This is a genomic window from Microbispora sitophila, from assembly GCF_014892245.1.
Taxonomy (GTDB): domain Bacteria; phylum Actinomycetota; class Actinomycetes; order Streptosporangiales; family Streptosporangiaceae; genus Microbispora; species Microbispora siamensis.
In genome coordinates this window covers 298,552-321,177 of the sequence record NZ_JADBGC010000006.1, presented here as the reverse complement: position 1 = coordinate 321,177, position 22,626 = coordinate 298,552, and the positions used below count along the sequence as shown (strand labels likewise).

Annotated in this window: 20 protein-coding genes; 15 read left to right on the top strand and 5 right to left on the bottom strand. The window is 71.6% G+C overall.

What is annotated here, in order from left to right:
* Positions 1–2 precede the first annotated feature (2 nt).
* The 12 genes from nusA (at position 3) to dapB (ending at position 13,663) form a co-directional block, all read left to right on the top strand.
* Positions 3–992 (top strand): transcription termination factor NusA, encoded by a 990-nt coding sequence (gene nusA / locus IL992_RS13590; protein ID WP_226872862.1) that lies wholly within the window; start codon positions 3–5, stop codon positions 990–992.
* A complete protein-coding gene (locus tag IL992_RS13585) occupies positions 976–1,278 on the top strand; it encodes a YlxR family protein (RefSeq protein ID WP_193203696.1) in 303 nt (100 codons plus the stop codon). The genes nusA and IL992_RS13585 overlap by 17 nt, the downstream gene beginning before the upstream one ends.
* Before the next feature lie 184 nt (positions 1,279–1,462).
* Positions 1,463–4,546 carry a translation initiation factor IF-2 gene (gene infB / locus IL992_RS13580; RefSeq protein ID WP_193203695.1) on the top strand — a complete coding sequence of 1,028 codons (3,084 nt, stop codon included), beginning with the start codon at positions 1,463–1,465 and terminating at the stop codon, positions 4,544–4,546.
* 68 nt (positions 4,547–4,614) lie between these two features.
* Entirely contained in the window at positions 4,615–4,914 is a 300-nt protein-coding gene (locus IL992_RS13575; RefSeq protein ID WP_079315765.1) for a DUF503 domain-containing protein, read from the top strand.
* Positions 4,915–4,961: 47 nt separating this feature from the next.
* Positions 4,962–5,450, top strand: coding sequence for a 30S ribosome-binding factor RbfA (rbfA, locus tag IL992_RS13570; protein WP_193203694.1), 489 nt, complete (start codon positions 4,962–4,964; stop codon positions 5,448–5,450).
* Positions 5,447–6,463 (top strand): DHH family phosphoesterase, encoded by a 1,017-nt coding sequence (locus IL992_RS13565; RefSeq protein WP_193203693.1) that lies wholly within the window; start codon positions 5,447–5,449, stop codon positions 6,461–6,463. Before rbfA ends, IL992_RS13565 begins: the two co-directional genes overlap by 4 nt.
* Positions 6,460–7,359, top strand: a complete 900-nt coding sequence (truB, locus tag IL992_RS13560; RefSeq protein WP_193203692.1) for a tRNA pseudouridine(55) synthase TruB — start codon at positions 6,460–6,462, stop codon at positions 7,357–7,359. Before IL992_RS13565 ends, truB begins: the two co-directional genes overlap by 4 nt.
* 123 nt (positions 7,360–7,482) lie before the next feature.
* Complete coding sequence (locus IL992_RS13555; protein WP_193203691.1) at positions 7,483–8,427, top strand: bifunctional riboflavin kinase/FAD synthetase; 945 nt, start codon at positions 7,483–7,485, stop codon at positions 8,425–8,427.
* Between the two features lie 191 nt (positions 8,428–8,618).
* Positions 8,619–8,888: a 30S ribosomal protein S15 gene (rpsO, locus tag IL992_RS13550; protein WP_193203690.1), complete on the top strand. Its 270-nt coding sequence runs from the start codon at positions 8,619–8,621 to the stop codon at positions 8,886–8,888.
* A 283-nt stretch (positions 8,889–9,171) separates the two neighbouring features.
* Positions 9,172–11,490: a polyribonucleotide nucleotidyltransferase gene (locus IL992_RS13545; protein WP_193203689.1), complete on the top strand. Its 2,319-nt coding sequence runs from the start codon at positions 9,172–9,174 to the stop codon at positions 11,488–11,490.
* Entirely contained in the window at positions 11,487–12,797 is a 1,311-nt protein-coding gene (locus IL992_RS13540) for a M16 family metallopeptidase (RefSeq protein WP_193203688.1), read from the top strand. Before IL992_RS13545 ends, IL992_RS13540 begins: the two co-directional genes overlap by 4 nt.
* Before the next feature lie 125 nt (positions 12,798–12,922).
* The gene (gene dapB / locus IL992_RS13535) at positions 12,923–13,663 is read left to right on the top strand and encodes a 4-hydroxy-tetrahydrodipicolinate reductase (protein WP_193203687.1); all 741 of its coding nucleotides are present in this window, start codon (positions 12,923–12,925) and stop codon (positions 13,661–13,663) included.
* Positions 13,664–13,734: 71 nt separating this feature from the next.
* On the opposite strand, the gene IL992_RS13530 is transcribed toward dapB, so the two are convergent.
* The gene (locus IL992_RS13530; RefSeq protein WP_193203686.1) at positions 13,735–14,193 is read right to left on the bottom strand and encodes a GNAT family N-acetyltransferase; all 459 of its coding nucleotides are present in this window, start codon (positions 14,191–14,193) and stop codon (positions 13,735–13,737) included.
* Positions 14,194–14,336: 143 nt separating this feature from the next.
* Here IL992_RS13530 and IL992_RS13525 point away from each other — a divergent pair, with 143 nt between their 5' ends.
* The 3 genes from IL992_RS13525 (at position 14,337) to IL992_RS13515 (ending at position 19,334) form a co-directional block, all read left to right on the top strand.
* Complete coding sequence (locus tag IL992_RS13525) at positions 14,337–15,116, top strand: SDR family NAD(P)-dependent oxidoreductase (RefSeq protein WP_193203685.1); 780 nt, start codon at positions 14,337–14,339, stop codon at positions 15,114–15,116.
* Between the two features lie 67 nt (positions 15,117–15,183).
* Positions 15,184–18,084 carry a BTAD domain-containing putative transcriptional regulator gene (locus IL992_RS13520; RefSeq protein WP_193203684.1) on the top strand — a complete coding sequence of 967 codons (2,901 nt, stop codon included), beginning with the start codon at positions 15,184–15,186 and terminating at the stop codon, positions 18,082–18,084.
* 35 nt (positions 18,085–18,119) lie between these two features.
* Positions 18,120–19,334: an FAD-dependent monooxygenase gene (locus IL992_RS13515; protein WP_193203683.1), complete on the top strand. Its 1,215-nt coding sequence runs from the start codon at positions 18,120–18,122 to the stop codon at positions 19,332–19,334.
* A gap of 12 nt (positions 19,335–19,346) precedes the next feature.
* On the opposite strand, the gene IL992_RS13510 is transcribed toward IL992_RS13515, so the two are convergent.
* The 4 genes from IL992_RS13510 to IL992_RS13495 form a co-directional block, all read right to left on the bottom strand.
* The gene (locus IL992_RS13510; protein ID WP_079315756.1) at positions 19,347–20,219 is read right to left on the bottom strand and encodes a 1,4-dihydroxy-2-naphthoate polyprenyltransferase; all 873 of its coding nucleotides are present in this window, start codon (positions 20,217–20,219) and stop codon (positions 19,347–19,349) included.
* A gap of 162 nt (positions 20,220–20,381) precedes the next feature.
* Positions 20,382–20,984, bottom strand: a complete 603-nt coding sequence (locus tag IL992_RS13505) for a GNAT family N-acetyltransferase (RefSeq protein ID WP_193203682.1) — start codon at positions 20,982–20,984, stop codon at positions 20,382–20,384.
* 38 nt (positions 20,985–21,022) lie between these two features.
* Positions 21,023–21,568 (bottom strand): CGNR zinc finger domain-containing protein, encoded by a 546-nt coding sequence (locus IL992_RS13500; protein ID WP_193203681.1) that lies wholly within the window; start codon positions 21,566–21,568, stop codon positions 21,023–21,025.
* A gap of 206 nt (positions 21,569–21,774) precedes the next feature.
* Positions 21,775–22,569: a hypothetical protein gene (locus IL992_RS13495; RefSeq protein ID WP_193203680.1), complete on the bottom strand. Its 795-nt coding sequence runs from the start codon at positions 22,567–22,569 to the stop codon at positions 21,775–21,777.
* Positions 22,570–22,626: the final 57 nt, after the last annotated feature.

Genomic DNA, 22,626 nt, shown 5'->3' with positions numbered 1-22,626 from the left:
ACATGAGCGTCCTGCGCAGCCTGGAGCGGGAGAAGGACATCTCCTTCGACCTGGTCGTCAAGGCGATCGAGGACGCGTTGCTCATCGCGTACTTCCGCACGGAGGGCGCGGCGCAGAAGGCGCGGGCCGAGCTGGACCGCGACACGGGCCATGTGATCATCTGGGCCGCCGAGCTGGACGAGAACGGCGAGGTCGTGCGGGAGTACGACGACACCCCGTCCAACTTCAGCCGGATCGCCGCCACCACGGCCAAGCAGGTGATCCTCCAGCAGCTGCGCGACGCCGAGGACGAGGTCAACTTCGGCGAGTTCGCCAGCCGCGAGGGCGAGCTGGTCGCGGGCGTCATCCAGCAGGGCAAGGACCCGCGGGTGGTGCTGGTCGACCTCGGCAAGATCGAGGCGATCCTGCCGCACAACGAGCAGGTCCCGGGCGAGGAGTACGCGCACGGCGAGCGCATCCGCTGCTACGTGGTGCAGGTGAAGAAGGGGCCCAAGGGGCCGTCTGTCACCCTCTCGCGCACGCACCCCAACCTCGTGAAGAAGCTCTTCGCGCTGGAGGTGCCGGAGATCGCCGACGGCACGGTGGAGATCGCGGCCATCGCCCGCGAGGCCGGTCACCGCACCAAGATCGCGGTGAGGTCGCGCAAGCCCGGCGTCAACGCCAAGGGCGCCTGCATCGGCCCGATGGGCTCGCGCGTGCGCAACGTCATGACGGAGCTGCACGGCGAGAAGATCGACATCATCGACTGGTCGGAGGATCCGGCCGAGTTCGTCGGGAATGCCCTGTCGCCCGCGCGTGTTTCCCGTGTCGAGGTGGTCGACGCCGACAACCGCACCGCGCGGGTGATCGTGCCCGACTACCAGTTGTCCCTGGCGATCGGCAAGGAGGGCCAGAACGCCCGCCTCGCCAACCGTCTGACGGGCTGGCGGATCGACATCCGGCCGGACACCGAGCAGGCACCTGCTGATCCCGCTGATGCGTCGGCAAGGTAAGCTGGAATATGGTTACCAGGCAGCCCCACTGAGAACGTGTGTGGGCTGCCGGGTTCGCACGGTAAAGTCCGAGTTGCTCCGCCTGGTCGTGGTCGAGGGCGTGATCGTCCCCGACACGCGAGGACGGCTCCCGGGACGCGGTGCCTCGCTGCACCCGTCCCCGCGCTGTCTGGAGCTCGCAGAGCGTCGCCGGGCGTTCCCACGCGCGTTCCGCGCGGAGGGATCGCTTGACACGTCGCTCTTGCAAGCTCACTTGGAGGGGTTGACGCCGGGGCGGTCCGGGTGAATGGTTACCGCTGGCCCTCGGTATCGGCTCCGGGAGCCAGGGCACGAAATTGTCATGTAGGACGCCGAGTTGATGGGCGGAGTCAGATTGCTATGAGCGCCTGATGAGCACGCGGCGATGAGTACGTTCAGGTAGCGACGGTCCGGCGGCACTGCGAGCCTCCCGGGCCGAGTTAGGGAGTGCAGTGGCGAAGGTCCGGGTATACGAGCTCGCCAAGGAGTTCGGGGTCGAGAGCAAGGTCGTCATGGCCAAGCTCACCGAAATGGGCGAGTTCGTGAGGTCGGCGTCCTCGACAATCGAGGCGCCGGTCGTCCGCAAACTGACCGAGGCGTTCAAGGGTGACGCCTCCAAGGGCGGGGGCAAGCCCGCCCGTCCGGCGCAGCCGAAGCCTGCGCCGAGGCCGGCAGAGAGCCAGGCCAACGGGGGCGCCCCACAGGCGCCCGTTTCCCAGTCCACCGGCGCGGTGGTCAAGCCGGGCCCGAAGCCCGGTCCGCGGCCCGCTCCGCGTCCGGTTCCGATGCCTCACCCGCCGGTGTCACAGCCGGACGCGGCGCGCCCCGAGGCCGCCCGTCCGCAGGCGCCTCGTCCGGAGGCCCCGCGTCCCGCGGCCGCCGGCCCGAGGCCGGGTGTCCCCGGCGCCGGTGCGCCCAAGCCGGGCCCCAGGCCGGCCCCGGCCCCGCGCCCGGGTGGCGCACCCGCCGGTCCCGGCGCGCCCACCGGTGGCGCTCCGCGCCCCGGCGCGCCCAAGCCGGGTCCGCGCGGCCCGCGTCCGGGCAACAACCCGTTCTCCTCGACCGCAAGCGGCATGGGCCAGCGCCCCGCGCGGCCAGGCGGCCGTGACGGCGGTCGTCCCGACCGCGGGGACCGTCCCGAGCGTGGCGACGGCGCCCCCCGCGAGCCGCGTCGTGACGGCGCGCGCGACGGCGGCATGCCGCGTCCGCCGGGCGCGCGTTCCGGCGCTCCGGGCGCCGGCGGCCCGCGTCCCGGACCCGCGGGTCCGCGTCCCGGGCCGGGCATGGGCGGTCCTCGCCCCGGCCCCGGTGCCGGTGGTCCGCGTCCCGGTGGTCCGCGTCCGAACCCGATGATGATGCCGCAGGGCCGTCCGGCCGCGCCGGGCGGCGGTGGCCCGCGTCCCGGCGGCGGCGGTCGCCCCGGTGGTCCCGGTGGCGGTGGCCGTCCGGGTGGCGGCGGCGGTCGTCCCGGTGGGGGCTTCGGCGGTCCGCGTCCCGGCGGCGCCACGGGTGCCGGTCGCCCCGGTGGTCCCGGCGGCGGTCCTGGCGGTGGTGGCGGCGGTTTCGCCGGCCGTCCGGGTGGCGGCGGCGGCCGTGGCCGCGGTGGCGGCACGGCGGGCGCGTTCGGGCGTCCGGGCGGCCGTCCGACCCGTGGCCGCAAGTCCAAGCGCCAGAGGCGCCAGGAGTTCGACAACATGCAGGCCCCGGCGATCGGCGGCGTGCAGGTTCCGCGCGGCGGCGGCCAGACCATCCGCCTCCCGCGTGGCGCGTCCCTGTCGGACTTCGCCGACCGGATCGGCGCCAACCCCGCCTCGCTCGTGCAGATCATGCTGCACCTCGGCGAGATGGTGACGGCGACCCAGTCGGTCAATGAGGAGACGCTGCAGCTCCTCGGCGCCGAGCTGGACTACGACGTCCAGGTCGTCAGCCCGGAGGAGGAGGACCGCGAGCTCCTCGAGTCCTTCAAGATCGAGTTCGGTGAGGACGAGGGCGACGAGGCCGACCTCGCGCCGCGTCCGCCGGTCGTGACCGTCATGGGTCACGTCGACCACGGTAAGACGAAGCTGCTCGACGCGATCCGCCACACCAACGTGGTGGCCCGCGAGGCCGGCGGCATCACCCAGCACATCGGCGCCTACCAGGTGGCGACGACGCACGAGGGCGAGCAGCGGAAGATCACCTTCATCGACACCCCGGGTCACGAGGCGTTCACCGCCATGCGTGCCCGTGGTGCGCAGGCCACCGACATCGCGGTGCTGGTGGTCGCGGCCGACGACGGTGTGAAGCCGCAGACGATCGAGGCGCTGAACCACGCCCAGGCGGCGAACGTCCCGGTCGTGGTGGCGGTCAACAAGATCGACAAGGAGGGCGCGGACCCGACCAAGGTGCGGGCCCAGCTCACCGAGTACGGCCTGGTGGCCGAGGAGTTCGGTGGCTCCACCCTGTTCGTGGACATCTCCGCCAAGCAGGGCGTCGGCATCGACAACCTGCTCGAGGCCATCCTGCTGACCGCGGACGCCGAGCTCGACCTGCGGGCCAACCCGGAAATGGACGCCCAGGGCCTCGCGATCGAGGCGCACCTCGACAAGGGCCGCGGCCCGGTGGCGACCGTGCTCGTGCAGCGCGGCACGCTGCGGGTGGGCGACTCGATCGTCTGTGGCGAGGCGTTCGGCCGCGTCCGCGCGATGCTGGACGACAACGGCGAGACGGTCGAGGAGGCCGACCCGTCGCGTCCGGTCCTGGTCCTCGGTCTGACGGCCGTCCCGCGCGCCGGTGACAACTTCATCGTCGTCACCGACGACCGCATGGCCCGCCAGATCGCTCAGCAGCGGGCGGCCAGGCAGCGGATCGCCGACATGGCCAAGTCCGGCCGCCGGCGCACCCTCGAGGAGCTGTTCAAGGACCTCGAGAAGGGCCAGGTCGACGAGCTCAAGCTCATCATCAAGGGTGACGTCTCCGGTTCCGTCGAGGCCCTGGAGGACGCGCTGCTCAAGATCGACGTCGGCGACGAGGTGCGCCTGCGGGTGCTCCACCGTGCGGTCGGCGCCATCACCGAGCACGACGTCAACCTGGCGATGGGCGACGACAACGCCGTCATCATCGGCTTCAACGTGCGGCCCGAGGTGCGGGCGCGCGACCTGGCCGAGCGCGAGGGCGTCGACATCCGGTACTACTCGGTCATCTACCAGGCGATCGAGGAGATCGAGGCGGCCCTCAAGGGCATGCTTAAGCCGGAGTTCGAGGAGGTCAGGACCGGAACCGCCGAGATTCGCGAGGTCTTCAAGGTCCCGCGGATCGGCAACGTCGCCGGTTCGATCGTCCGCTCGGGCGTGATCACCCGCAACAGCAAGGCCCGGCTCATCCGCGACGGCGTCGTGGTGGCCGACAACCTCACCGTCTCGTCGCTGCGCCGCTTCAAGGACGACGCGACCGAGGTCCGCGAGGGCTTCGAGTGCGGTATCGGTATCGGCTACAGCGACATCAGGGTCGAGGACGTCATCGAGACGTTCGAGATGCAGGAGAAGCCGCGCGTCTGACGCGCCGTCCCGCCGCCCCCGCCATGCGCGGGGGCGGCGGCCGGTCGTCCGTGACGTGGTGACAACCCATGTTCATCGGTGCTCTTACTCTTGACATCCTGCTCGGCGACGTCCGTTCGCTGAAGCAGAAGCGGTCGGTGGTCCGGCCGATCATCGCCGAGATCCAGCGCAAGTATCCCGCCGTCGCCGTCGCCGAGGCGGGCCACCACGACCTGCACCGGCGCGCCGAAATCGGCGTCGCCGTGGTGTCGGCGTCCGCGGCCAACTGCGACGAGGTGCTGGACGCCTGCGAACGACTGGTCGCCTACCACCCCGAGATCGAGTTGCTGTCCGCGCGGCGGCGGCTCTTCAACGACCACGAGGAATAGACGGCCGGGGCCCGCCGTCAGCCGTACAGATACGAGGGAGCGTGAGCATGGACGCAGCGCGTGCCAGGAAGCTGGCCGATCGCATCCAGCAGGTGGTCGCGGAGATGCTGGAGCGGCGGATCAAGGATCCGCGGCTGGGGTTCGTGACGGTGACCGACGCCAGGGTCACCGCGGACCTGAGCGACGCGACCGTCTACTACACGGTTTTCGGCTCAGAGGCGGAGCGGGCCGACACGGCCGCCGCCTTGGAGAGCGCGAAGGGCATCATCCGATCCGAGGTCGGGCGGCAGACCGGCCTGCGGCACACCCCCGGCCTCACGTTCGTGCACGACCCGCTCCCCGACAGCGCCCGCCACATGAACGACCTGTTCGCGCTGGCGAAGGCGAAGGACGCCGAGATCGCCCGCCAGGCGGAGGGCGCGCAGTTCGCCGGGGACGCCGACCCCTACCGCTTCGAGGAGGACCTCGACGCCGAGGCGGCCGAGGAGGAGGGCGAGGACGAGCCCACCGGCCGGGCGGGGCACCCCGCCCGGTGACCACGAACGAAAGCGCCCTCGGCGAGGCGGACTGGCGGCGCGCGATCGAACTGATCCGCTCCGCCGGCACGCTGGCGCTCGCCTGTCACGTGTCTCCGGACGCGGACGCCCTCGGCTCGATGCTGGGCCTCGGACTGGCGCTTGCGCGTACGGGCAAGAAGGTCGTCGCCTCCTTCGGCGACCGGGTCTTCGCCGTGCCCCGGCTGCTGCGGTTCCTGCCCGGGCAGCACCTGCTGGTGGAGCCCTCGGCGTACCCCGCCGAGCCCGAGCTGATGGTCGCCTTCGACGCGTCCACGATGGAGCGGCTGGGCCTGCTCGCGCCCCACGCGGGCAAGGCCGGCGAACTCGTCGTGATCGACCACCACGTGTCGAACACCGGCTTCGGGACGGTCCACCTCGTGGATCCCGCGGCGGCCTCGACCACGATGGTCGTCGAGGAGCTCATGAACCGGCTCGGCCTGACGATCGACCGGGAGGTCGCCACCTGCCTGTACGCGGGCCTGGTGACCGACACCGGCTCCTTCAGGCACTCCATCACCACCCCGGCCGCGCACGCCATGGCCGGCCGGTTGCTGGCCACGGGGCTGCGTCCGGAGGAGATCGCCAGGGAACTGTGGGACCGCTCGCCGTTCGCGTACCTGCGGGTGCTCGGCACGGCGCTCGGGCGGGCCACGCTGGAGCCGGACGCCGCGGGCGGCCTTGGGCTGGTGTGGACCTACGTGAGCCGGGCCGACCGCGCGGCGGAGGGCCTGCCGTACGACGAGGTGGAAGGCATGATCGACGTCGTGCGCCGGGTCGACGAGGCGGAGGTCGCGGTCGTGCTCAAGGAGGACGACGAGGCCGGCTGGAACGTCTCGACCCGGTCGAAGGGCGCGGTGGACATGGCGCGCGCCTGCGCCGCGCTCGGCGGCGGCGGCCATCCGCGTGCCGCCGGGTTCTCCTCGGCGCTGTCCGTGGCGGACACGATGGCCGCCCTGCGCCCCCTCCTCGCCCCGGAAGGGAGCCGGTCATGAGCACGGCCAGAGCCAGAAGGACTCCGCCGCCGAGCGGTCTGATCATCGTGGACAAGCCGGCCGACTGGACGTCGCACGACGTCGTCGGCAAGATGCGCGGCATCGCGGGCACCCGCAAGGTCGGCCACGCGGGCACGCTCGACCCGATGGCCACCGGCGTGCTGGTGATCGGGGTGGAGAAGGCGACCCGCCTCCTCGGGCACCTCGCGCTGACCGAGAAGGTCTACGAGGCGACGATCCGCCTCGGCGTGACGACGAACACCGACGACGCCGAGGGCGAGGTGGTCGCCACCACCCTCGCCGGACACGTGACCGACGAGCAGGTGCGCAAGGGCGTCGCCGCGCTCACCGGCGAGATCATGCAGGTGCCGCCGCAGGTCAGCGCCATCAAGGTCGACGGGCAGCGGGCCTACAAGCGGGCCCGCGCCGGCGAGGAGGTGGCGCTGGCCGCCCGGCCGGTCACGATCCACGCGTTCGAGGTGGGGGAGATCCGGCGGACCCCGGAGACGGTGGACCTGGACGCCGTGATCACCTGCTCCAGCGGCACCTACATCCGGGCGCTGGCCCGCGATCTCGGCGCGTCCCTCGGTGTCGGCGGCCATCTCACCCGGCTGCGCCGCACCCGGGTCGGGCCGTACGGCATCGAGGCGGCGCGCACGATCGAGGACCTCGCCCGGGAGTGCGTGATCATGCCCATGGCCGACGCGGTGGCGGCGGCCTTCCCCCGCAGGGACGTGGGCGAGGACGAGGCGCGGCTGGTCGCGCACGGCGGGAGGCTGCGTGCGGCGGGCCTCGGACCGGGCCCGATCGGCGTCTTCGGGCCGGACGGCGCGCTGCTCGCGCTCGCCGAGGAGAGCGGCGGGACGGCCAGGCCTCTGGTGGTGTTCGCCTCCTGACGTCGGGGCTGGTTCCCCGGCACCCCGCGGGGCATGGCAGTCTTGTCTACTGCGCGCGTCCCAGGCGAGGCAGCTCAGCCGCCTTGCCGAAGGCAAGGCAATCGGAACAGAAGCGAGGTCGAGGTGCAGAGCTGGCACGGGCTGGACGAGGTCCCGCAGGACTGGGGCAGGTCCGTCGTCACGATCGGCGTGTTCGACGGCGTGCATCTCGGTCACCAGCGGATGGTGGCCCGGGCGGTGGACATGGCCCGCGACCTGGGGCTGCCCGCCGTGGCGGTCACCTTCGACCCGCACCCCGACGAGGTCGTACGGCCGGGCAGCCACCCACCGCGGCTGACCACCACCGACCGCCGGGCCGAGTTGCTGTTCGCGCTGGGCGTGGACGCGGTGTGTGTGCTGCCGTTCACGCTGGAGTTCTCCCGGATGTCGCCGGATGAGTTCGTCCAGACGGCTCTGGTCGACCGGCTGCACGCGGCGGGGGTCGTGGTGGGGGAGAACTTCCGCTTCGGCCACAAGGCGTCGGGCGACCTGGAGACCCTGCGGACGCTGGGGGAGAAGTACGACTTCCAGGCCGAGGGCGTGCCCCTGGTCAGCGATGGCGACGCCATCTCCTCCACGCTGATCCGGGAGCGGCTGGCCGTGGGTGACGTCGCGGGCGCGGCCGTCCTGCTGGGCCGTGCCCACCGGGTGGAGGGCGTGGTGGTCCGCGGCCACCAGCGCGGCCGGGCGCTCGGCTTCCCCACCGCCAACGTGGAGTCGCCGCAGCACACCGCCATCCCCGCCGAGGGCGTCTACGCGGGATGGCTGCAGTGCACCCAGAGCCCCTCGCCGTACGAGGGGGAGCGGTGGCCGGCCGCGATCTCGATCGGGACCAACCCCACCTTCGACGGGGTGGAGCGCACGGTCGAGGCGTACGCGCTGGACCGCGACGACCTGGACCTGTACGGCGCGCACGTGGCGGTGGACTTCGGCGAGCGGCTGCGCGACACGCTCAGGTTCGACTCGATCGAGGCGCTGATCGAGCAGATGCACGACGACGTGGCCAGGGCCCGCGAGTTCACCTCCTGAACCTGCCACTCCCGAACCTTCTGCGTGGCGCGTCGTGACAGGGTGTGTCCGACGAGCTGGTAGGGTTGTATGTCAGCCATGCTCAGGTGGCGTTGGCCACCCGGCTGTCCTGTCACGGCGACTGTAGGCACGCACGGTCGTTCGCGGGCTCGGAATCGTTGCGCGTGCCATTTCACCAGAATGGAGAAGCAGTGTCGCTTGACGCCGCTACCACCAAGGCCATCATCGGCGAGTACGGCACCACCGAGGGTGACACCGGGTCGCCGGAGGTCCAGATCGCGCTTCTGAGCAAGCGGATCAGCGACCTCACCGAGCACCTGAAGACCCACAAGCACGACCACCACAGCCGCCGTGGTCTGCTCCTGCTGGTGGGCCGCCGGCGCCGGCTGCTGAAGTACCTGCAGGCCAAGGACATCACCCGCTACCGCTCCCTCATTGAGCGTCTGGGCCTTCGCCGATAAGGTGAGGAAGGAGCGGCGATTCTTCGCCGCTCCTTTTCCATAACCGGCCACAATGGCCCGAGCGAAACAACTGAATAGCCGAGACACAGTGCCCCGCGTCCGCACGCAAGCCGCAGCGCGATCCCGCGGCGTGAGAGGGCCGGTCCTCGGTAGTGGCCCCCGGTCGGCACGGCGAGAGCCGCGCGGACGGACCGGGCGCTTCGATCGAAGACCGGCACTGCACCTGAACGGGGAGCCCGGCGACCGAGGACGTGGGGAGACCGACCCGAAGAGGAGGTCCCCCGTGGAGGGTGTCCACAGCACAGAGGCCGTTATCGACAACGGTCCGTTCGGCACGCGCACGATCAGGTTCGAGACCGGGCGGCTGGCCCGGCAGGCGGCGGGCAGCGCCGTCGCGTACCTGGACAACGAGACGATGATCCTGTCCGCGACCACCGCGTCCAAGCATCCCAAGGAGAACCTGGACTTCTTCCCGCTGACGGTCGACGTCGAGGAGCGGATGTACGCGGCCGGCCGCATCCCCGGCTCGTTCTTCCGCCGGGAGGGCAGGCCGTCCGAGGACGCGATCCTCACCTGCCGCCTCATCGACCGGCCGCTGCGCCCGTCGTTCGTGAAGGGCCTGCGCAACGAGATCCAGATCGTCGCGACGGTCATGGCCCTGCACCCCGAGCACCTGTACGACGTGATCGCGATCAACGCCGCGAGCATGTCCACGCAGCTCGCCGGGCTGCCGTTCTCCGGCCCGATCGGCGGCGTGCGCGTCGCGCTGATCGACGGCCAGTGGGTGGCGTTCCCGACCCACACCGAGCTCGAGCGCGCCACGTTCGACATGGTCGTCGCCGGACGCGTCCTGGCCGACGGCGACGTCGCGATCATGATGGTCGAGGCCGAGTCGACCCGCGACACGCTCAAGCTGGTCGCCGAGGGCGCGGTCGCCCCGACCGAGGAGGCCGTGGCCCAGGGCCTGGAGGCCGCCAAGCCGTTCATCAAGGTGCTCTGCGAGGCCCAGTCGAAGCTGGCCGAGGTCGCCGGCAAGGAGACCGCAGAGTATCCGATCTTCCTCGACTACCAGGACGACGCCCTGGAGGCCGTGACCGCCGCCGTCAAGAGCGAGCTCGCCTCGGCGCTGATGATCGCGGGCAAGCAGGAGCGCGAGCTGGAGATCGAGCGCGTCAAGATGCTGGCGGCGGAGAAGCTGCTGCCCGACTTCGAGGGCCGTGAGAAGGAGATCGGCGCCGCGTTCCGGTCGCTCACCAAGAAGCTGATGCGCGAGCGCGTCATCAGCGAGGGCGTCCGCATCGACGGCCGTGGCCCGAAGGACATCCGGCAGCTCAACGCCGAGGTCCACGTGGTGCCGCGGGTGCACGGGTCGGCCCTGTTCGAGCGGGGTGAGACGCAGATCCTCGGCATCACGACGCTGAACATGCTGCGCATGGAGCAGATGATCGACACGCTCAATCCCGAGCGGACCAAGCGCTACATGCACAACTACAACTTCCCGCCGTACTCCACGGGCGAGACGGGCCGCGTCGGCTCGCCGAAGCGCCGCGAGATCGGCCACGGCGCGCTGGCCGAGCGGGCGCTGATCCCCGTGCTGCCGTCGCGCGAGGAGTTCCCGTACGCCATCCGCCAGGTGTCGGAGGCGCTCGGGTCGAACGGCTCGACCTCCATGGGGTCGGTCTGCGCCTCCACGATGGCCCTGCTCGACGCGGGCGTCCCGCTCAAGGAGATGGTCGCCGGCATCGCGATGGGCCTCATCGGCGAGGGCGACACCTACGTCACGCTGACCGACATCCTCGGCGCCGAGGACGCCATGGGCGACATGGACTTCAAGGTCGCCGGCACCAAGGATCTGATCACCGCGCTCCAGCTCGACACCAAGCTGGACGGCATCCCGGCCCACGTGCTCGCCGCCGCGCTGAAGCAGGCGAGGGGCGCCAGGCTGGCGATCCTCGACGTGATGCAGGAGGCCATCGACAGCCCGGCGGAGATGAACCCGACCGCGCCGCGCATCATCACGATCAAGGTCCCGGTCGACAAGATCGGCGAGGTCATCGGCCCCAAGGGCAAGATGATCAACCAGATCCAGGACGACACGGGCGCCGAGATCACCATCGAGGACGACGGCACGATCTACATCGGCGCCACCGACGGCCCGTCCGCCGAGGCCGCACGTACGCTGATCAACGGCATCGCGAACCCGCATATGCCGGAGGTCGGCGAGCGTTACCTGGGCACGGTCGTCAAGATCGCCGCCTTCGGCGCGTTCGTCTCGCTGCTGCCGGGCAAGGACGGCCTGCTGCACGTCTCGCAGATCCGCAAGCTGCACGGCGGCCGCCGGATCGAGAACGTCGAGGACGTCATGAACGTCGGCGAGAAGATCCAGGTGGAGATCGCCGAGATCGACTCGCGCGGCAAGCTCTCGCTGGTCCCGGTCGAGGTGGTCGAGAAGGAGGCCGCCGAGAAGGCCGCCGCGGCCGAGAACGGCGAGGCCGCGCCCGCTCCGGTGGAGGCCGCCGCGCCGGCGGAGGAGGAGCAGCCGCGGACTCCGCGCCGCAGCCGCAGCCGCACCCGTGGCGGCCGGGACGAGCGCAACTCGTGACGACCGAGACCCTGTTCCCGGGCAAGGACGGCGCGGGGGTCATCCGCCGCACCGTCCTCCCCGGCGGCCTGCGGGTCGTGACCGAGACGATGCCGACCGTGCGCAGTGTGGCGGTCGGCCTGTGGGTGGGCATCGGGTCGCGTGACGAGGCCCCCGAGCACATGGGGGCCACGCACTTCCTGGAGCACCTGCTCTTCAAGGGCACGCCCACGCGCGACGCCATGGAGATCTCGGCGTCCATCGAGGGCATCGGCGGTGAGATCAACGCGTTCACCGCCAAGGAGTACACCTGCTACTACGCCCGGGTGCTCGACGAGGACCTGCCGCTGGCGATCGACGTGCTCGCCGACGTGGTGACCTCCTCGCTGATCACCGAGGAGGACGTGGAGTCGGAGCGCGGCGTGATCCTGGAAGAGATCGCCATGCACGACGACGACCCCTCCGACGTGGTGCACGAGCAGTTCTCCGCCGAGCTGTACGGCGACACACCGATCGGCCGCCCGATCCTCGGCAACGAGGAGTCGATCAACGCGCTCACCCGTGACCGCATCCGCGAGTACTACCAGCGGTTCTACGTCCCGCCCCGCACGGTCGTGTCGGTTGCGGGCAACGTGGACCACGAGCGGGTGGTCGCGCTGGTCGCGGCGGCGTACGAGCGGGCGGGCGCGCTGGGCGGCTCCGCCGCGCCCGCGGCCCCGCGCATCGGCGGCCCCGGCGTGGACGTCCGGACCGGCGTCCGGGTGCTCGACCGGCCCACCGAGCAGGCCAACCTGGTCCTCGGCATGACCGCCTTCCACCGCAACGACGACCGGCGCTTCGCCCTCGGCGTCCTGAACGCCGCGCTCGGCGGCGGCATGTCGTCGCGCCTGTTCCAGGAGATCCGGGAGAAGCGGGGCCTGGCCTACAGCGCCTACAGCTACACCTCGCAGTACGCCGACACCGGCCAGTTCGGCATCTACGTGGGCTGCCTGCCCTCGAAGGTGGACGACGTGCTGAAGATCTGCCGTGACGAGGTGGCCAGGGTCGTGGCCGAGGGCATCACCCTCGAGGAGATCGCCCGCGGCAAGGGCCAGATGCGCGGCGGGCTGGTGCTCGGCCTGGAGGACACCGGGTCGCGCATGTCCAGGATCGGCAAGAGCGAGCTCGTGTACGAGCGGCTCATGACGGTCGACGAGGTGCTCGGGCGCATCGAGGCGGTCACCCCCGAGGAGATCGCCGCGGTCGCCGAGGACATCCTCAACCGGCCGCTGACGCTCGCGGTGATCGGGCCTTACTCCGACAAGGACTTCGGCTCCGCCATCGCCTGACCGTGCCGTTGGAGGCCGCGCCGGTGCCCTTCAGGGCCGGCGCGGCCTCGTCGTTCCACGGGCGCGGGCGCGTCGGCCCGCGCCTCGCCGTCCCGCCCCTCGCCGTCACGTATAGCCTTGGGCGCGTGATTAAGGTCGGTGTTCTGGGCGCCCGCGGGCGCGTGGGTGTGGAAGTGTGCAAGGCCGTCGCGGCGGCCGATGACCTGGAGCTCGTGGCGGAGGTCGACCAGGGCGACCCGCTCGACGCGCTGACCGGCGCCGAGGTGGTGGTGGACTTCACCCACCCCGACGTCGTCATGGGCAACCTCGAGTGGTGCGTCTCCCACGGCATTCACACCGTCGTGGGCACGACCGGCTTCGACGCCGGACGGCTGGAGACCGTGCGGGGCTGGCTGGCCGCCAACCCCGGCACGAACTCGCTCATCGCCCCCAACTTCGGCATCGCGGCCGTGCTCATGATGCATTTCGCCGCGCAGGCGGCCAAGCACTTCGAGTCGGTCGAGATCGTCGAACTGCACCACCCGCACAAGGCCGACGCCCCCTCCGGCACGGCCCGCCGTACGGCGGAACTGGTGGCGCGGGCGCGGCGCGAGGCGGGGCTCGGCCCCTCTCCCGACGCGACCACCACCGCGCTCGACGGCGCCAGGGGCGCGGACGTCGACGGCGTCCACGTGCACGCCGTACGGCTCGCCGGGCTGATCGCCCATCAGGAGGTCATCCTGGGCGGCGAGGGGGAGACCCTCACGATCCGGCACGACACGATGAACCGGGCGTCGTTCACGCCGGGCGTCCTGCTGGGCGTACGCCGCGTGCAGGGGCTCGACGGCCTCACCGTGGGCCTGGAGCGCCTTCTCGACCTGCAGTAGTCGCGCCGCCCGGCCTGTCCCGCACCGAGCACGCCACGCCGGACAGGCCGGGCGGCCGCTGAGTTTTCCGATCAGCGAGGCGGCGGGGTGTAGCGCATTCTGATCTTGATGTCGCCGTCGCCGTGGCGTGCCACGTCCTCCAAACCGAGTCGCCGGTAGAGGGCGTGAGCGCGGTGGTTGACCGTCAGAACGTCAAGGAGCAGGTCCTGACCTCGCCGCCGGGCCTCGTCCAGCAGCGCGGTGATGAGGTGGGTGCCGATCCCGCGCCCCTGATAGGCGGGGTCGATCTCGATGCGGCCGAGGTAGATCTCGGTGGGCCGGTAGTCGACGCTGAGCATGCCGGCATCGGCGCCGTCGACGGTGACGATCCGCGTGTTGCCGGGGTCGAACACGCGCGCATGATGGCCCCGCTGATCCTGCTCGTCCCAGCCCCAGATCGCCGCGACGTACTCGCCCAGGGCGGCCTTGTGCAGCCGGAAACAGAACTCGCTGTCGGCCTGCGTCGCCGGCCGCAACCCTATGACGGTCATACGACCTCCTTACCGGATCGTCGGAGGCGCCGCGACCGATGGCAGGCCGGTGAGCCGGCGGTGAGGGAACGGTGAGCGGTCGTCGTCAGTGTTGAGCCGACGCCGGATCCACCGGGGACCGGCCTCGGAGAGGGAACACGACGATGGGCGAGCTGAGCGGCAAGACGGCGCTGGTGACGGGTGGATCGCGGGGGATCGGGCGCGCGGTCGCGGTGCGGCTGGCCACTGAGGGGGCTCTGGTCTGCGTCCATCACAGCGGTAACGAGGACGCGGCCAAGGAGACCGTCACGCGGATCCGGGAGGCGGGTGGCCGGGCGCTCGCCGTACGGGCCCGGTTCGGCGAGGACGGCGCGGTGGACAGGCTGTTCGAGGGGCTGACCGCCGGGCTGGCGGAACACGGCGCGAACGGCCTGGACATCCTGGTCAACAACGCGGGCATCGGTTCCGTCAGCCCTGTCGCGCAGGTCACCGAGGAGGAGTTCGGCAGGCTGCTGGCGATCAACGTGAGCGCGCCGTTCTTCGTAATCCAGCGGGCGCTGCCGCTGCTGAACGACGGCGGCCGGATCATCAACATGGGCTCGACGGCCAGCCGGTTCGCGGTCACCATACAGATCGGTTACACCATCAGCAAGGCGGCGCTGGAGTCGATGGCCCCGTCGCTGGCCAACGAGCTGGGCAGGCGCGGTATCACCGTGAACACGGTGGCACCCGGCGCGGTCCGGACCGACATGACCGCCGGCTACACCTCGATCCCCGAGGTGGTGGCGGGGCTGGAGGCGATGGTCGCGCTGGGACGGCTGGGCGAGCCGGAGGACGTCGCGGACGTGGTCGGGTTCCTGGCGGGTCCGCGCGGCCGGTGGGTGACCGGGCAGACCGTCGACGTGTCGGGCGGGACCTACCTGGGGCCCATCGTCCCCGCATGATCTCCACCGTGATCGTCTCTGTGATCGTCGGCGGGCTGCCGGGGGATATCACGGGATAATCACCGGCATGCGGTTCGGAATCCTCGGCGAGACCCGGGTGTGGCGCGACGACGGGACCGAGGTCCCGCTGGGCGGACCGGCGCGGCGTGGGTTGCTGGCGCTGCTGCTGATCCGTCCCGGTCAGGTCGTGCCGTCCGACCGGCTGACCGAGGAGATCGATCCTGACGGCGTGCTGTCGGCGCACGCGCTGCAGTCGCAGGTGTCCCGGCTGCGCACCGCGCTGGGGCCGGCGGCCGCGATCGAGCGGAGCGGATCGGGATACCGGATCGTGGTCGCGGACAACGACGTGGACGCCTGCCGGTTCGAGCGGCTGGCCGGGCAGGGCCGGATGGCGCTGCGCGACGGCGAGGCGGAACGAGCGGTGACGCTGCTGCGCGAGGCGCTCGATCTGTGGCGCGGGACCGCGCTGGCCGAGCTCGCCGAGAGCGAGACGGCCCGGGCCGCCGCGACGCGGCTGGAGGAGCTGCGGCTGGCGGCGCTGGAAGACCGGATCGAGGGCGAACTGCGGCTCGGCGAGCACCGCGCCGTGATTCCGGAGCTGCGCGAGCTGGCCGGCCGCCACCCGCTCAGGGAACGGCCGGCCGGGTTGCTGATGCGCGCGCTGTACGCGGAGGGCGGGCGGGCCGAGGCGCTGGTCGTGTTCGAGGAGACCAGGCGCCACCTGGCGGAGGAACTGGGCGCCGATCCTTCGGCCGAGCTGGTCGCGCTGCACCGGGAGTTGCTGAGCGCCGATCCTTCGCCGTCGCCGGCCGCGCCGCCCGCCCAGCTGACCTCCTTCGTCGGCCGCGACGAGGAGGTCGCCGACGTCGCCGGCCTGCTTCGGGTGGCCCGGCTGGTCACGTTGCTCGGCCCCGGCGGCGTCGGCAAGACCCGGCTGTCGGTCGAGGTGGCGGTCGAGGTGGCAGGGGCGGCGGCCGACGAGGTGTGCTTCGTGGAGCTGGCCGCGCTGGGCGACGGGGCAGGGCTGGCACCGGCACTGCTCGGCGCGCTCGGCCTGCGCGAGCGCGGGCTGCAGGTGGAGGACGGCCCGCAGACGCCGGTCGACCGCCTGATCGCGGCGCTGTCCCACCGGGTGCTCCTGCTCGTGCTGGACAACTGCGAGCACCTCATCGAGGAAACGGCCGCGCTGGCGGCGCGGCTGCTGGCGGCCTGCCCGCGGCTGCGGGTCCTGGCCACCAGCCGCGAACCGCTGGGAGTCATCGGCGAACACCTCCACCAGGTGCGCCCGCTCGACGCCGACGCGGCGGTGCGGCTGTTCACCGATCGGGCCCGCGCGGTGCGGCGCGGCTTCGCCGCCGACCCTCAGCGCCTACGGCGGATCTGCGCGGCCCTGGACGACCTGCCGCTGGCCATCGAACTCGCGGCGGCGCGGCTGCGCGCGCTGGACCTCGGTGAACTCGAGGGACGGCTGAACGACCGGCTCGGGGTCGCGGCCCGCGGCAGCCGCCCGGCCGACGGCCGGCACCGGACGCTGCGCTCGGTGGTCGCGTGGAGCTGGGACCTGCTCACCGAACCCGAGCAGCGGGCCGCACGGCGGTTCACCGTCTTCGCCGGGAGCGCGACGGCGGAGTCGGCGCGGCGGGTGTGCGGCACGGACGCCGAGACGCTGGAATCGCTGGTCGACAAGTCGCTTCTGGAGGTCTCCCACGGCCGTTACCGGATGCTGGAGACGATCCGCGCCTACGGCGCCGAGCGGCTCGACGAAGCGGGCGAAAGCGACTCCGCCCGGCACGCGCACGCCCGGCACGTCCTGGAACTGGTGCGCACCGCCGATCCGCATCTGCGGCGAGCCGGGCAACTGGAATGGCTGCCGATCGTCGTCGCCGAGCACGAGAACCTGCTGGCCGCCGTGCGCTGGGCGGTCGAGGCTCCGGATGCCGCGACGGCCCTGGAACTGCTCGCCTCGGCCTCGACCTACCTGTGGATCCGGGGCGCGTCCGCCACGGCCGCGCCGTACGCGATCAGGCTGCTCGACGCGATCGGCGACACGCCCCCGCCCGGCCTCGGCGAGGAGTACGCGACCACAGTGCTGCTTGCCTCGTCCGACCGCGAAATCTGGCGACGCCACCGGGCGACGGCGGAGAGGGCACTGGCCGCCGCCTGGCCCGGCGACCGGGCGGGCCACTACCCCGCGGCCCTGCTGCTGTGGATGCTGCGGAACGCCGGCGCAAGCGACGCACAGGCCGCGTTCACGCTCCTGACGGCCCAGCACGACTGTCCCGAGCCGTGGGCGCGAGCCGTCGCCCGATACGTGTCGGGCTTCGGAGCCCTGGGTGAGAAGGACGTCGAAGCGGCGGCGCGGGAATTCGGCGCGGCCGCCGAGGAGTTCCGCGTCCTCGGCGACCGATGGGGCACCGCACTGGCCCTGGACATGCTCGCCGGGCTGGCGGGCGGAGGCGGCGACCACGCGCGGGCGATCGCGCTGACCGATGAGGCCCTCACCCTGACCGGGCGGCTCGGCGCTCAGGAGGACGCCGCCGACCTGCTGGTCAACCGGGCCGACTACTTCGCCGCCGCCGACGACGCGGAGGCGGCCCGCGCCGACTATGCGAAAGCCGCCGATCTGGCCCGCCGCGCCGGCAGCGCCACCTGCCTGGGCGCGGCTCTGCGCGGGCTCGGCGACATCGCCCTGCGGGAGGGCGACCTGGACGAGGCGGAACGGCTGTACGCCGAGGCCGCGCAACGGCTGGATCCGCACTGGATCAGAAGCCTCGGCAACCGGGTGCGCACGCTCGCCGGGCTGGCCCGCGTCGCCGAAGCGCGCGGCGACCACGCCATGGCCCGGACACGCTACCGGGAGGCCGCCGGGGCTGCGGCGGCAGGCGGCTCCACCCCGGACGCACTGCGCCTGCTGGGGCTTCCCGGTGCCCTTTCCGATGCCCTGGCAGCGGCGGTGAGCGGGCGGTGAGCCTTCGGTGAGCCCTCACCGGCAGGCTCTTCGCCATGGACAACGCAACGACCAACCGCAGCGTGCTGATCTCCGGCGCCTCCGTCGCCGGTCCCGCCCTCGCCTACTGGCTCCACCGCCACGGCTTCACCCCCACCGTCGTGGAGCGCGCCCCGGCGCTGCGCGACGGCGGCTACGCCGTCGACTTCCGGGGTGAGGCGCACCTGTCGATCCTGCGCCGGATGGGCATCCTGGACGACCTCGAACGCGCCGGCACCGGCATGGGCTCCATGTCGTACGTCAACAGCGCCGGAAAGCCGCTGGCCACGCTGCCCGCCGACCTGTTCTCCGGAGACATCGAGATCCTCCGCGGCGACCTGGCCCGCATCCTCTACGACGCCACCAAGGAGCACACCGAGTATGTCTTCGGCGACTCCATCACCTCGCTCACCGAGGACGCCGACGGGGTGACCGTCACCTTCGAACGGAGCGCGCCGCGCCGGTTCGACCTGGTCGTCGGCGCCGACGGCCTGCACTCCACCACCCGGCGCCTGGCCTTCGGACCCGAGGAGGACTACGTCAGGCACCTAGGCCTCTACTGCGCGATCTTCACCACCGCCAACCACCTCGGCCTCGACCACATCGGCCACGCCTACCGCACCGGCAACAGGCTGGTGGCGATGTACAGCGCGCGTCACAACACCGAGGCGAAGGCCGTCTTCTACTTCGGCTCGCCGGCCCTGGACTTGGACCGCCGTGACGTGGCCCGGCAGCAGGCCGTCCTCGCCGAGCACTTCACCGGCAACGGCTGGGAGAGCGATCGGCTGCTGCGGGACATGCGGTTGGCGCCGGACTTCTACTTCGACTCGGTCGGCCAGGTTCGCATGGACTCCTGGACCCGAGGGCGGGTGGCCCTGGTCGGCGACGCCGCCTACTGCCCATCCTCCCTGTCCGGCATGGGGTCCGGCCTCGCCTTGGTCGGCGCGTACGTCCTGGCGGGCGAACTGGCCGCCGCGCACGGCGACCACCGCGTCGCGTTCGCCCGTTACGAGCGGGAGATGCGCGAGTACGCGGAGGGCTGCCAGAAGATGGGCGACGGCGTCGCCGCACTCATGGTCCCCGGCAGCCGCTTCCTGGCCTCGGTCCTCAACCGCTACTACAAGATCATGCCCTACCTGCCGGGAAAGAACATGGCCGCCAAGATCGCCCGGAAGACCGCCGAGAACATCACCTTCCGCGACTACACGGTGAACAACGCCCGCTCACGGTAGGACGGGCACCGGTCAGAACAGGGCCAGGCCGAGGGTGAACAGGGCGCCGAAGACGAGTTGCAGGCGGCCGGTCTGCTGGAGCGTCGCGATGAGCGCCGGGCCGGTCGCCCCCGAGCGGACCGTCCTGATCGGGGCCACCACGAGGGGGAGCGCCAGCACGGTCAGCGCGGCGAAGGGCCGCACCGGCACCAGGGCGAGCGCGAACACGAAGGGCAGCACCAGGGTCGCCGAGTAGGCCAGGCGCGTGCGGCTGTCGCCCAGCACCACGGCGAGCGTGCGCTTGCCGGAGGGGCCGTCGGTCACGATGTCGCGGAGGTTGTTGACCATGAGGAGCGCGCAGGCCAGCAGCCCGACGGGCACGGCCGCGGCCAGCGAGAGCCAGGTCAGCCGCTCCACCTGGACGTACGTCGTCCCGGCGACGGCCACGAGGCCGAAGAACACGAAGACCGAGATCTCCCCGAGCGCCCGGTAGCCGTACGGGCGGGAGCCTCCGGTGTAGAACCAGGCGGCCAGGATGGACGCGAGGCCGACGAGCAGCAGCCACCAGGCGCGGGTGGCCACCACCAGGACGAGCCCGGCGACGGCGGCGGCGAGGAAGCAGCCGAGAGCGGCCGCGAGCACCTGCTTCGGGGCCGCGACACCCGAGCCGACCAGCCGCAGGGGCCCCACCCGGTCCTTGTCGGTGCCCTTCACGCCGTCGCTGTAGTCGTTGGCGTAATTGACGCCGACCTGCAGTGCCAGCGCGACGAACAGCGCGAGCAGGGCTCGCCACCAGACCGCGCCGTCCTCCGCGACGGCGGCTCCGGTGCCGACGGCGACCGGGACGACGGCGGCGGGCAGCGTACGGGGGCGTGCGCCCGCTAACCATTGAGCTGGGGTGGCCACGTGACTCCCTTTTCCTACCTGTGCGTAGCCGGTGAAGGCCTACCTAGTTTGGCCAATCCCCCGTCATCTCGTGACAGCGGGGTTGGCGGAGGCGACGCCGCCGGGGGCGAAAGCCGTACGGACGGGCGGGAAGGGAGGCGTGGATCGTGGTCCGGTGCGGACTCAGCTGATGTCGGTGGTGAGGCGGATCATCCTGATCGGGCGGCCCATGTCGAGGACGCGCTCGGCCTCGTCCTCGCCCCAGCCGGCCGACTCCAGGAAGCCGAGCATCGGGTGGTTGTCGGCGAAGACCCAGGTGACGACCGTGTTGTAGCCGTCCTCGCGCAGGTGGTCGACGGTGGCGTTGAGCAACCTGCTGCCGTGTCCGCGCCTGATGTGGTTGGGATCGACGAGCAACGTCATCAACTCGGCCGTCGTGGCCGGGTGAAGATCGGGGTCCTCGGCGGGTCCGTGCGACGCCAGCCCCACGACCCGGTCGGAGGCACGCTGGGCCGCGGTCGCCAGGATGCCGCCGGGGCCGAGCGCGGTGAACGCGTCGGTGTCGGGCACCACCCGCTCGACGGCGACGAGCAGGCGGTGACGGGGCGTGGGCGGCGAGAGGATCGCCTCCTCCCACTGGCGGCGCCACATCTTCTCCGCCGCCGGCCCGGTCATCTGCTCCAACGGGATCGGTGGCAGGAAGTCGCGATAAACCGCCTTCCACGCCCGGATCTGGGTGCTGGTCACCGCGTCGACGTCCTCGAGGCGGGCAGCTCTAACACCCATTCGGCGGGCTCCTTTCTTAGCCTGTAACACCGTACTGGTCAGGAGGGCCTCGGCGTACCTTCCGCCTGGCGTCGTGCCCGATATGCCCGGGTTTTTGTGCGGTTTCCGCAGACGCGCATGGAGCACCAGGAGCGAGACCGGTTTTTCGAGGAGTCGATGAACGCCCATTGACAGGTGCTCTCGGCGCAGACCTTCAGCCGTGGCCAGGTGCCGTCGGCATGGGCGGCCGGGATCAGCGCGGCGAGCCGCGCGAGCCCGCCCGCCACTCCGGACCCCACGGGCTCGAGCGCCGGCGTCCCCGCCGAGAGCGTCACGCGAACCGGCAGTCCCGCCAGCGCCGCGTCCAGCCCCTCCGGAACCTCGTACGGACCCCCGTCGTGGTTGCCGCGCAGCGCGGTCCGCAGCCCTTCGCGCAGTTGGGTCGCCACCGTGAGGTCCTCGTCGGCGGCGCGGTCGTCGTCGCCGATCAGCCCCCGTTCGCGCAGCCAGACGGACAGCTCGGCCGGCGAGGCCAGCTCGTCGGCGTCTCCCTCGACGTCGTAGGTGTTCACGAAGTCGCGGAGCAGCTCCGCCGGGCCCGTCATGATCGATCACCCCTCGTGACCACTGTACGACAGTCGGAGGTCGCGAAATACCAACACCATCGAAAGCGTTTCACTGGTGCTTGCTATTTCCGAGGAGGATCTCATGCGTGTCAGCTACCTGGCCTATCTGGCATTGCGAAACAAGGAGCGCCGCGACCGCCTGTCGGAGGAGCGCCGGCGGGAGGGAGCGCCGATGACCCAGGGATCTAGAGTCCGAGCCGCCGCACCGCGGTCCGCCAGTTCTTGGCGATAGCCTGCTGCGCCGTGGCGAGCGGCACCTCGCCGTGGCACACGGCCCTCCACAGGGTGAGCTCGACCGCGTCCTTGTCGGCCGGGGTCTTGCCCTTGCCCGCCAGAACCGGCTGGGGCCACAGGTTCTTCGCGCTCTTGGGCGACCCGCCCAGGGACAGTGGGATGAGGTGGTCCTCCTTGTAGTGCGCCGGCTTCCTGTCCGCGTAGCCGTACTGGGCGATCTGCGTGACGCGCAGCGCGTTGGTGTAACTCGCCGGAGGCGCGACCTTCCTGCTGTAGCCGGACGCGCAGATGGTCGACTTGATCGTCTCCTGGGTGACGGCGGGGTTACGCGCCCCCGGCTGGCACTTCGGGTCCGGCAGCGGCAGGTAGTTCTGGGAGCACTTCGCCCCCGTCGGCTTCGAAGTCGGTGTGGGCTTCGCGGTCGGTGTGGGCTTCGGAGTCGGCTTGGCCGTCGGCTTCGGTGCCGAGCCGCCGGAGGAGCCGGCCGGCTTCCACCGCCAGGAGGAGCCGTCCTGCACACACCGGTAGGAGTCGCCGTCCTCCGAGGTTCCGTTCCTGCCGTGAGCCGCCGCCGGGCAGAAGGCGCCGGGAGTGACGCATTCCCAGTGGTCCCCGACCTGTCCGTAGCAGCCCGCCGAGGCGGAGGAGACCCCGGCGGAGGCGGCCTCGGCGGCGAACGGGACGACGAGCAGGCCGGCTGACGCGAGCACGGCGCATAACGCGATCAGCAGTGAACGGATGCGCACAATGTCTCCTCTGTGAAGGGGGGATGAAGGGCGACAGAGAAAAGACGGTTCAACCGT

Bases quoted from the DNA above. Each gene is read 5' to 3' on its own strand.
- nusA (WP_226872862.1), top strand. From the start codon at position 3: ATGAGCGTCCTGCGCAGCCTGGAGCGGGAGAAGGACATCTCCTTCGAC.
- IL992_RS13585 (WP_193203696.1), top strand. From the start codon at position 976: ATGCGTCGGCAAGGTAAGCTGGAATATGGTTACCAGGCAGCCCCACTG.
- IL992_RS13575 (WP_079315765.1), top strand. From the start codon at position 4,615: ATGTTCATCGGTGCTCTTACTCTTGACATCCTGCTCGGCGACGTCCGT.
- rbfA (WP_193203694.1), top strand. From the start codon at position 4,962: ATGGACGCAGCGCGTGCCAGGAAGCTGGCCGATCGCATCCAGCAGGTG.
- truB (WP_193203692.1), top strand. From the start codon at position 6,460: ATGAGCACGGCCAGAGCCAGAAGGACTCCGCCGCCGAGCGGTCTGATC.
- IL992_RS13530 (WP_193203686.1), bottom strand. From the start codon at position 14,193: ATGACCGTCATAGGGTTGCGGCCGGCGACGCAGGCCGACAGCGAGTTC.
- IL992_RS13525 (WP_193203685.1), top strand. From the start codon at position 14,337: ATGGGCGAGCTGAGCGGCAAGACGGCGCTGGTGACGGGTGGATCGCGG.
- IL992_RS13520 (WP_193203684.1), top strand. From the start codon at position 15,184: ATGCGGTTCGGAATCCTCGGCGAGACCCGGGTGTGGCGCGACGACGGG.
- IL992_RS13515 (WP_193203683.1), top strand. From the start codon at position 18,120: ATGGACAACGCAACGACCAACCGCAGCGTGCTGATCTCCGGCGCCTCC.
- IL992_RS13505 (WP_193203682.1), bottom strand. From the start codon at position 20,984: ATGGGTGTTAGAGCTGCCCGCCTCGAGGACGTCGACGCGGTGACCAGC.
- IL992_RS13500 (WP_193203681.1), bottom strand. From the start codon at position 21,568: ATGACGGGCCCGGCGGAGCTGCTCCGCGACTTCGTGAACACCTACGAC.